Source organism: Luteibacter sp., assembly GCF_051958795.1.
Lineage (GTDB): Bacteria > Pseudomonadota > Gammaproteobacteria > Xanthomonadales > Rhodanobacteraceae > Luteibacter.
The window spans coordinates 1-9,927 of the sequence record NZ_JBQCFT010000285.1 but is presented as its reverse complement, the minus strand read 5'-3'; the positions used below and the strand labels follow the sequence as shown (position 1 = coordinate 9,927).

Below are 9,927 nucleotides of genomic sequence, written 5' to 3'. Positions count from 1 at the left end.
CGCATGACCGGATGATCGCGGTGGCCGTCGCGGTACTGATGCAGGGCCGAGCGCAGGTAAACCGCCTTCTGCCCGGCCAGGTTGGGGGCATCGGGGGTCTGCGCCACGCCCGTCTCGCCATGGCAGGCCGCGCACATGCCCAGCCGCACCGGTTTCGCGGGCGGGGCAGCGAGGACGGGAGTGGTCAAGGCCAGGGCGAGTGCCGCGGTCGTCAGTTTGCGCATGGCAGAGTTGTTGGGGCTGTAACCGTAAATTCTAGCAGGTGGCCGAAGCCCACCTGCGGCGTAGGAGCCCACCCTGTGGCGACACCCTCCGCCAAAACGCCGCAGCCCCCCCCCCAAGCACCCCACCACCGTAGGAGCCCACCCTGTGGGGGACGCCGTTCGCGAAAGAGCCACATGGCCGTGCAGCCCTATCGCGAAAGATGTCGCCCACAGGGGGGGCTCCTACGACGGAGGGGCGGTGGGCCGGTAGAATAGGCGGCTTCCCCGCCTCACCGGAGCTCCGCCCGTGCCGACCACCCTGAGCCAATCCGACCTGCCCGGCCTGGAACTCATCCACCGCGGCAAGGTGCGCGATGTGTACGCCCTGCCCGGCAACCGCCTGCTCATGGTGGCGACCGACCGCCTTTCGGCGTTCGATTCGGTGCTCCCCAACCCGATCCCGGGCAAGGGCGAGATGCTCTGCCAGATCTCGAACTTCTGGTTCGAGAAGACCCAACACCTGATCCCGAACCACCTCACCGGCGAAGACGTGGCCTCGGTGCTGCCGCCGGGCGTGGACGTGGCGCTGTATGCGAAGCGCGCCGTCGTGACGAAGCGCCTGAAGCCGGTGCCGGTCGAGGCGATCGCCCGCGGTTACATCATCGGTTCGGGCTGGAAGGACTACCAGGCCACCGGCGCCATCTGCGGGATCACCCTGCCCCCGGGCCTGCAGCAGGCCGAGCAGCTGCCGGAACCGATCTTCACCCCGTCGACCAAGGCCGCCGTGGGCGACCACGACGAGAACGTGAGCTTCGATGCCGTGGTCGCGGCCGTGGGCGAAGAGAGGGCCAACGCCGTGCGCGAGGCCACGCTGACGATCTACAAGTTCGCCGCCGAATACGCCGCCACCCGCGGGATCATCATCGCCGACACCAAGTTCGAGTTCGGCACGGATGAAGACGGCAAGCTCTACATCATGGATGAGATGCTCACCCCGGACTCCTCGCGCTTCTGGCCGGCGGATACCTACAAGGTCGGTACCAGCCCGGATAGCTACGACAAGCAGTTCGTCCGCGATTACCTGCTCAACGTGGCGCACTGGAACAAGGAGCCGCCGGCCCCGTCCGTGCCTGACGACGTGATTGCCGGCACCGCGGCGAAGTATGCTGAGGCCCTGGACAAGCTCGCAGGCATCCGCCTCGACTGAGGCGGTCCTGGCGCCCACGGGGAGGAGGCACCATGCGTGATGCGGCAACGTGGTTCGGCAATTACAGCCGGGACCACCAGAATGCGACCAACCGCCTGATCCATTGGGTCTGCGTGCCGGCGATCACCTGGACCGTGATCGCCTTCATCTGGCTCATCCCCGTGCCTTCCCTGCTCGGCAAGCCCGGCCTGTGGGCCGTGGTCGGCATGTTCCTGGCGTTCTGCTTCTACTACTACCGGCTCTCGCGGGTCATCGGCATCGCCATGGCCGGCGCCTTCATCGCGCTGGCCTTCCTCACCGATACGCTCTACCACGGCCTCGGCGCCACCGGCCTGCTCTGGCTGGCGGTGATCGTGTTCGTGGTGGCCTGGGTCGGCCAGTTCATCGGCCACAAGATCGAAGGCCGCCGCCCCTCCTTCTTCACCGACCTGCAGTACCTGCTGATCGGCCCGGCGTGGCTGATGAGCAAGGCATTGCGCCGCGCGGGCGTGGACTACTAAGCGTGCAGACACTCCTGACGTTGTTCTCCGCCGCCATCTGGTGGGTCATCTACTCCAGCGCGGCGGCCGTGGTGCCTGCGGTCATCGTGTTCTTCGTACTGCGCTGGCTGGAAAAGACCTCGGTCGTGTTCAACCGGGCCTACTTCGCCAGCCTGCTCTGGGCGCTGTTCGCGGTGCTCACCGGCGGCCTGGTCATCGCCGCCCAGCACGGCCAGGCCGCCGGCCAGTCGGTCTTCGTGCTGCCCTGGATGCGCGCCGCGCTCGTCCTCGACATGCTCATCGGCGCCTGGCTCATCTGGCGCCTCGTCCCCCGCACCGACGCCCGCCGGGTGAAGCCGACGAGCGCGTGCATGGCCGTCGCCATGGTGATGGTGGTGGCGCTGGTGGTTGGGACCACGATCCACCGCTGACGCAAGTCCACCGCACCACCGTAGGAGCCCACCCTGTGGGCGACAGCTTTCGCGAGAACGCGGCAGGACCTGTGCTCTATCGCGAAAGGCGTCGCCCACAGGGTGGGCTCCTACGATAGTGAGCGACTATCGCGATGATCGATAGGATGCGTTGGACTTCGCCTGTTGCGCCCCCATAATGAGAGTCATTCCCATTAAAGGACGCGGCCATGGCCCGCAAGATCAAGTTCGCGGCGACGCATTTCAGCATCGCCTTCTCCATGAGTTACGCGGCTAACCAGAACGTGGCGCTGAGCGCCCTGATCGGGGTGGCCGAGCCGCTGGCCTTCGCCTTCGGCCGCAACGTGCTGGCCGAAACCCGGACCGGCCTAGCGGTGGCTCCCGCCGCCTGAGCCGCCGCCAACCCTCGCGTTGGTGTCGGTCACGGCGCGGGTGAACCCCCCGAAGGGGATGTCGGTGATGCCGACCAGGCCGATGTGGGCGTTCTCGCCATCGAGGATGCGCCCGGTGACCGGCTGGTCCACGTACTGGAACCAGTGGGTACCCACGATGATCCCCGACGCCGCAGCGGCGTCCACGAAGCGCGCGTAAGCCTTCCCGCGCTCCTCCTCGTTCGCCACCGCCGCCACGCCGCTGCCGAACGGGCCGCGGTCGCTTGAGCCGAAGTGGAACTCGGTGAGCATCACTGGCTTATCCCAGCGCTTGAACTCCGACACGTCGAAGCCGTGTTCCGGCAGGTCGGTGTAGGTATTGATGCTGGTCACGTCGGTGTATTTCGCGCTCATTTCCTCGACTTCCGGCGTGCGCACCGCGAGGCGGCCGCCGAGGAAGAGGTGGTGCGGGTCGGCCTTCTTCAGCGTCTCGGCCACCGTGCGGAAATACTCGCCCGCGAAGAGCTTAAGGAACGCGATGTAGTCGGTGGCGATGGCAGGGTGCGGCTCGCTCGGGTCCGGTGCCTTGAAGCCTTCGGCTTCCACCTGCTTCCAGTCCGTGATGTTGTTCATGCCCCATGCCTTGGCGAACGTCGCGGCGTCGCCATGGGTCTTCTTCAGATAGGCGATGAAGGCCTGCTTCGCGGGGCTTTGCGGGCCCTTGGCGAGTGAGCCTGTAGCCAGTGCCCAGCGGCCTTGTGGGCCCTGCCCTGCCCAGGCGAGCTCGTTGTCGGCGAAGTAGCCGAGTAGCCAGGGGTCGTTGGCCTTGTCCTTCGTTGCGTTCGCCACGGCTTGCTGCGCCGCCTTTGCAAAACGCGGATCGAACGGGTCCGGCATGCGGCCCCAGTAGTCGTAACCGGTGCTCACCGTGTTGAAGTCACCGTGGATCAGGATGGGCACGGTGTAAGCCATGCGCTTATCACCGGCGAAGCCTGGATCGCTCCAGTTACCGAGCGTGTTGAAGCGCCATGCTTTCAGGCGATCCAGCGTGCGCTTACGCCATGCGTTCTCGAAATCATCGCCGAGCGTGCGCGCGATATTGTTCGCATACACATCCCACCAGCGGCCGTGGTTCATCGCGTTATCGCGCTGCGAGCCGTTATCGCTGCGGCTGTCGCTGTGGCCGCCGTACTTGCCGTTTGCGGCTGCAGGATCGGCGAACATGAACTCGCGGCCCTGCACGTAGGTGCGGCCATCGGTGTGGTTCACCGCATTCACGCCCAGCGAGAAGAACGCATGCCCTTCCGGCGTCACCAGCCACCAGCGTTCGCCCTGCTTCTGCACACGAAAGAACCCGCTAGCCTGCATGGCAGGCATGTCAGTACGCCCGCCGAATTGATCCAACCCCGCGGCACCCCCTGTGGGAGCGCCCTTGGGCGCGATAGCTCTGGCCTTCAACGCCGCATCCGAATCAATCTTCTCCGGCCACGTCGCGCGGGTGAACTGGCCGTACTTGTCGACGATGCCCGTATAAGCGCGGCTAGCCAGGCCATCGTTCGTGCCGAGAACCACTTTGCCGAACAACAGCGTCTGCGCAGCCCCGGGCTGCGGCATGGAGAACGTGATCGAGGTGACCTGGTTATCCGCAATGGCGCCCTCGGTCACGAGCGCGACCAGGTAGCTCGTCCCATTGATCACCATCGGCATCGGCGGACCGGCCTGCATGCCATAGGTGCGAGGCGTCCATGCGCTCAGCGGCACCTGAAGCTCTTGTGGCGGCCCTGGCGGAAGGCCCACCGTCGCCTTCAGATGCTGCCCCCCGGCAGAACCCACGTCCACGACGAGCGTCACCGGCCACGGCATGCCGTTCTGCACGGTGACCTGCAGCGACCCCTTCGAGAACGATGGCCAGGGCTTCCCGGCAGGCGCCGCTATCACCAAGGCCGGCGAGGGCGCCGGATGAAAGGTCACGGCCGCCAGTTCATCACCGTCGGCCGCCTTCCTCACGGTGGGATCCAGCGTCGCATCCCGGGTTGTAATCTGCCCGTTCGGGTGGACCACATCCGCGACCGGCGGCGCGAAGTCCATCGTCAAACCAGCAAACAGGAAAGCGAGTGTCAGGCTCATCGCCCAAGCTTGCCACCGCCGATGTGAACGCCGCTAGCGGGGCCTGCGGCCATCTCGTAGGAGCCCACCCTGTGGGCGACATCTTCTCGCGAAACCGCCTGAGGACGCTGCGGCTCTTTCGCGAACGGCGTCGCCCACAGGGTGGGCTCCTACCGCGCGCGCTCGATTAACCAGCGTTACCCAGCCGCTTGCGCCACAGGTAATACACCGGCACGCCGATCGCGATGATCAGAAGGCTCATGCCGGCATTCTGCGGCTGGGTGATGGCGGTGGCGACGATGACGCAGAGCACCGTGGTGGTGAAGATCAGCGGCACCCACGGATAACCCGGCACAAGGTACGGCGAGGGTTCGTCCTTCAGCTTGCGCCGGTACCAGAAGATGGTCGCGATACCGAACGCATGCGACAGCCACTCGCCCACCGTCGTGTAGTCGACCAGCGCTTCGAAGCTGCCGGAAAGGATCAGCGCAATCGCCCACGCACCCAGCGCCAGCAACGCGATCTGCGGCGCACCGGTCTTCGCATCGATGCGCGCGATCGGCTTGAAGAACATGCCATCGGCGCTCATCACCTGCAGCACGCGTGCGCCGCCGGCAATGGCGATGCTGCAATAACCGAAGGTGGAGCACGCGATGCCGACCGCGATAACCGTGGCACCGGATTCACCGAACACGCGACGCATGAGGTCGGCGGCCGGCGCCGTGCTCGCGGCGAGGCCGGCATGCCCCAGGCCAGCCATGTAGGCGATATTGATCAGCACGTAGCAGACCACGACGCTGGCCATGCCCAGGCCCAGCGCACGCGGCAGGGTCCGCTGCGGATCACGCACTTCACCGGCCAGGTCGTTGAGGTAGTGGAAGCCGCCGTAGGCGAACATCGCCGGCAGCAGCGCGCCGATGAGCATGCCCGTGGGCACGTTATGCGTCGGATCTTCCGCAAACGCCACGCCCAGGTGGCCGCGCGCGAGGTACAGGCCCACGGCGATCAGCATGGCGACCGCACCAAGCTTCAGCACGGTGAAGATGTTCTGCACCCAGGCACCGGCGCGGATACCGAACAGGTTCACCGCGACGATGAAGCTGATGGCCGCCACTGCCACCGGCTTCACCCACTCATGCGGCAGGCCGACCGCCCGGGTGGCGTAATCGGCGAAGGTGGTAGCCACCGCGGCGACGCTGCCGGGGTAGTTGATCAGCGCCATGGTCCAGCCGAACAGGAAGGCTGGCAGCCGCCCGAAGGCTTCGCGCAGGTAGACGTAGGTGCCGCCCGCCTGGGGGCGTCTTGCGCCGAGTTCGGCGTAACAGAGCACCCCGGCCAGGGTCAGCAGGCCGCCAACAGCCCAGAGGATGACGACTTCCATCCCGGAGCTGGTGCTTTTGGCGACGGCGGCAGGGGTGCGGAAGATACCCGCGCCGATAACGCCGCCAATGACGATCATCGCGGCATCCCATGTGCCGAGACGACGGAGGTAGTGAGCTGGCTGAGGTGCGGGCATCAGCCGACGATGCCATAAACCGGCGCCGCATGGCGATATGACCGAGGTCATTATTTGGGGGGCGCGAGGCCCGCCAGGGTAGGCAGCGAGCGCGCCGCTGCCCCGTAGGAGCCCACCCTGTGGGCGACATCTTCACGGTACGGCCACAGGGCCTGTTGGGACCTCGCGAACGGCGTCGCCCACAGGGTGGGCTCCTACGCTTGCTGGCGGCGTCGCCTGATATGGCGGGCGGCCGCCCCGCGGCACGCTGGCGGGCATGACAATCAAACCTGGGAACGCCGCGTTGCGGCTGGGGCGGCATTCCGAGCCTGGCCGCATCTATATCGTCACGTGTGTCGCCTGGAATCGAGCGCCCGTGTTCCGCCGCTATCTCGACGCGCGCATGGCCTGCCGCATCATCCACGAGCAGAAGACCTGGGGCGATGCGCGGTGCCTCGCGTGGGTGCTGATGCCCGATCACTTCCACGCTGTCGTTCAACTCGGTAATGACGACCTGTCGAAGGTCATGAACCGGATGAAGGCCCGTGTACGTAAGGCATTTCGCGCCCAGGGGCGGAAAGCGCCACTCTGGCAGAGAGGCTTCCATGACCACGCCCTGCGTGCAGATGAGGACGTACGCGCCGCCGCCCGCTACGTCGTCGCAAACCCAATCCGCGCTGGCCTCGTCGACCGCGCGGGACAATATCCCTACTGGAACGCAGCGTGGCTGTGACTCCAATCCCGAACTTTATGGGTGCTCCGTAGGAGCCCACCCTGTGGGCGACGCCGTTCGCGGGAGAGCCGCAGGACGTGCGACGAGATCGGGAAAGATGTCGCCCACAGGGTGGGCTCCTACGAAGAAAGTAGGCCCCACGCAGTTAGGGGCCTACTTAGGTGGCGAATGAATAGCGCTATGACCTAGCCAATTCGCTTGTGCGACGCTGGTGTCGCCTTGCGTGGCACGCAATTGAACGTATAGGTCGCGACATTCGATCTCACCCCAGAGGCATCAACCGCAGTGACCTGGTAGCCGATAGGCGAGCGATCGAGATCTTCAGGACGGCAGCTGTGTTCGACACGGAACTTATCGACACTGGATGCGTCCCATATGGATTCCAGATCCGGTTTGCACGTCTCGCAGTTCAATTTCTGCGTGATGACCTTGACGGGGAAATCGGGATTACCACCCAGCTCAACGGGAAGCTTTCCGCGCCCCCAAACAACAACATCGGTCGACTGATCAGACTGGATAGCAAAAGGCAGGCAGGTCTTCCCGTCGCGAAACAGCCTGTAGCCCTTGGCTGCACCACGCATCGAAACGCTCTGGAAGTACTCATCGATAAGGTACCTGGCGTCTTCCGGATTCGTGTGGAAGCCAACTTCTACAATGACCGATGGAACCTTCGCCAGCCGGTTTTCACCGTGACGATCGTACGTGGTCGGCACTAGGGGCACCTTATAACCGGCAAAGGCGTCGACCGAGTGGATCAGCTCGGACATCCCACACAGGATAAGTGATCCGAGCCTTGCGTCCTCCGATCGCCCCGGGTACACAAAGGCCCGGGTTCCTGATGCTGACGCCACATCGGCGTTGGTATGAATGTGCAGGACCGCAGGCGCATTCACGTGATTCGCATACAAGGGCCGGCTACGAATGTCCTGTCGTCGCTCGACGTCTTTAGCCTTGCTGCCAGACTCTGAGTTCCAGACCTCGGATAGTTCCGGACGAATCGCCTCGAGATGGTATCTCGCGGCGACATTCCACCATCGCTTGCCGCTCGGTTCGTGCGCCAGATCTCCCCGAAGGGCTCGCAAGTTTTCCGATGCGATTTGCTTCGATCGAAGATGAGCGTGAAGCTTGTCTGCAAATGCCTGCGCAACATCGTCCTCGAGAACTTTGTTCACCTCTGCGCGCTGCGCTGTCCACTGATTGTATTCATGGTGGTAGTAGAGACCGTGGCCGCCGGCCACAACCACAGGCCCTTGTTCCTTGGGTGAAGGGTCTGGCGCCTGACGCTTCTTCCGCGACGCCGTCGCCAGTTCTACGCCATCCGGATGATCAAGCCACCATCCGGTGTCATGCCCACCGAAGCGGTATGAGATACGGGTGAACCCGGGTAGGTTGTTGAAAATGCCTTCAACGCTGCTTTCGATACACGTGGCGAGGTCATTTACCTCGGTGTATCCGGCCTCAGACCCAAGCCGAGCGTCGAAATCGAAGTACAGGATGCCATCTGCCGCGGAATAAGATGCCTCCACCGGTATGGGACGAAGATCCGGCTCGAAGAAGGAGCGGCCATTGGCCACATCGTTCGCTATCCGTTTGATTTCGCGGATGGCATCTTCGACACCCGCGTCCTCCAGGGCTCCAAGCTCGGACTCCGTGGCCGCCACCCATGCCGGACAGACCGCCAGGCATGTTGCGATCCCAATGGCGAGCCTCGCGATTCGTGCGCGAGAGCCTTTCCGTTTTTCCTTGAGCATGCTGATCGTTCCTGTGACACCGCACTTGCGGTAGAACGATGCTCGGTCATGCATCCGGAAGGCGATGCCGGTGAAGGCGAATGGGCCGTGTAGGACGAAGTGCCTTCGGCGTGTAAGCGCGCCCGCTTACCGATAAAAAAAATGCACCCGGCGACCGGCCATTGGGCCGCCCGTCGGGTGCATCGTGCGTACTGCTTTATTTCTTCTTCGGGATGTAAAGGTCGGTGATCGTGCCTTCGTACACTTCCGCCGCCATGCCGACGGATTCGCCGAGCGTGGGGTGCGGGTGGACGGTGCGGCCAATGTCGCCGGCTTCGCAGCCCATTTCGATCGCGAGCGCCAGTTCGCTGATCAGATCGCCCGCGTGCGGGCCGACGATGCCGGCGCCGACGATGCGGTGGGTCTCTTCATCGAACAGCAGCTTCGTGAAGCCCTCGGTGCGGTCGATGCCGATGGCGCGGCCCGAAGCCGCCCACGGGAACTTGCCCACGCCGATCTTCAGGCCCTTCTCCTTCGCCTCGCGCTCGGTGATACCCACCCATGCGATTTCCGGATCCGTGTAAGCCACCGACGGGATCACGCGTGCGTCGAAGAAGCTCTTCTGGCCCGCGGCGACTTCCGCAGCCACCTTCGCTTCGTGCGTAGCTTTGTGCGCCAGCATCGGCTGGCCCACGAGGTCGCCGATGGCGAAGATGTGCGGCACGTTCGTGCGCATCTGGCGATCGACCGGGATGAAGCCGCGGTCGGTGACCTGCACGCCCGCCTTGTCGGCGCCAACCTTGCCGCCGTTCGGCGAACGGCCGACGGAGACGAGGACGCGATCGTACAGCTTCGTTTCCGGGATGCTTTCGCCATCGAAGGTGACTTCGATGCCCTTCTTCGTGGCCTTCGCCTCGACGACCTTCGTCTTGAGGTGGATGCCCTTGTAACGCTTGGCGATGCGCTGCTGCAGCGGCTTGATCAGGTCCGCGTCGGCACCCGGGATCAGCTGGTAGGCGAGTTCGACGACGGTGACTTCCGTGCCGAGGCCCGCATACACCGTCGCCATTTCCAGGCCGATGATGCCGCCGCCGACGACGAGCAGCTTCTTCGGTACCTCGGCCAATTCCAGCGCGTCGGTGGAATCCATGATGCGCGGGTCGTCCCACGGG

General features: G+C 64.6%; 10 protein-coding genes. 5 read left to right on the top strand and 5 right to left on the bottom strand.

Annotated elements, in window-relative coordinates; translation table 11 throughout:
* Positions 1–224: c-type cytochrome (locus ACTHLF_RS14885; RefSeq protein WP_440328158.1), on the bottom strand; the 224-nt coding region annotated here is incomplete at its 3' end.
* A 286-nt stretch (positions 225–510) separates the two neighbouring features.
* On the opposite strand from ACTHLF_RS14885, the gene ACTHLF_RS14880 reads away from it, so the two are divergent.
* The 4 genes from ACTHLF_RS14880 (at position 511) to ACTHLF_RS14865 (ending at position 2,712) form a co-directional block, all read left to right on the top strand.
* Complete coding sequence (locus ACTHLF_RS14880) at positions 511–1,410, top strand: phosphoribosylaminoimidazolesuccinocarboxamide synthase (RefSeq protein WP_440328156.1); 900 nt, start codon at positions 511–513, stop codon at positions 1,408–1,410.
* Positions 1,411–1,442: 32 nt separating this feature from the next.
* A complete protein-coding gene (locus ACTHLF_RS14875; protein ID WP_440328154.1) occupies positions 1,443–1,910 on the top strand; it encodes an Mpo1 family 2-hydroxy fatty acid dioxygenase in 468 nt (155 codons plus the stop codon).
* 2 nt (positions 1,911–1,912) lie between these two features.
* On the top strand, positions 1,913–2,320 hold the full coding sequence (locus tag ACTHLF_RS14870) for a hypothetical protein (RefSeq protein ID WP_440328152.1): 408 nt from the start codon (positions 1,913–1,915) through the stop codon (positions 2,318–2,320).
* 209 nt (positions 2,321–2,529) lie between these two features.
* Positions 2,530–2,712, top strand: a complete 183-nt coding sequence (locus tag ACTHLF_RS14865; RefSeq protein ID WP_440328151.1) for a DUF2061 domain-containing protein — start codon at positions 2,530–2,532, stop codon at positions 2,710–2,712.
* Here the strand turns inward: ACTHLF_RS14865 and ACTHLF_RS14860 are convergent.
* Together ACTHLF_RS14860 and ACTHLF_RS14855 are read right to left on the bottom strand one after the other, a co-directional pair.
* The gene (locus tag ACTHLF_RS14860; protein WP_440328149.1) at positions 2,689–4,818 is read right to left on the bottom strand and encodes a beta-agarase; all 2,130 of its coding nucleotides are present in this window, start codon (positions 4,816–4,818) and stop codon (positions 2,689–2,691) included. The genes ACTHLF_RS14865 and ACTHLF_RS14860 overlap by 24 nt on opposite strands.
* A gap of 166 nt (positions 4,819–4,984) precedes the next feature.
* Positions 4,985–6,313 carry an APC family permease gene (locus ACTHLF_RS14855; RefSeq protein ID WP_440328147.1) on the bottom strand — a complete coding sequence of 443 codons (1,329 nt, stop codon included), beginning with the start codon at positions 6,311–6,313 and terminating at the stop codon, positions 4,985–4,987.
* Between the two features lie 256 nt (positions 6,314–6,569).
* Here ACTHLF_RS14855 and ACTHLF_RS14850 point away from each other — a divergent pair, with 256 nt between their 5' ends.
* The gene (locus ACTHLF_RS14850; RefSeq protein ID WP_440328146.1) at positions 6,570–7,025 is read left to right on the top strand and encodes an REP-associated tyrosine transposase; all 456 of its coding nucleotides are present in this window, start codon (positions 6,570–6,572) and stop codon (positions 7,023–7,025) included.
* Between the two features lie 185 nt (positions 7,026–7,210).
* On the opposite strand, the gene ACTHLF_RS14845 is transcribed toward ACTHLF_RS14850, so the two are convergent.
* Together ACTHLF_RS14845 and ACTHLF_RS14840 are read right to left on the bottom strand one after the other, a co-directional pair.
* The gene (locus ACTHLF_RS14845; protein ID WP_440328144.1) at positions 7,211–8,776 is read right to left on the bottom strand and encodes an N-acetylmuramoyl-L-alanine amidase family protein; all 1,566 of its coding nucleotides are present in this window, start codon (positions 8,774–8,776) and stop codon (positions 7,211–7,213) included.
* Positions 8,777–8,972: 196 nt separating this feature from the next.
* Positions 8,973–9,927 (bottom strand): dihydrolipoyl dehydrogenase family protein (locus ACTHLF_RS14840; RefSeq protein WP_440328143.1); only part of this gene is annotated, 955 nt, incomplete at its 5' end.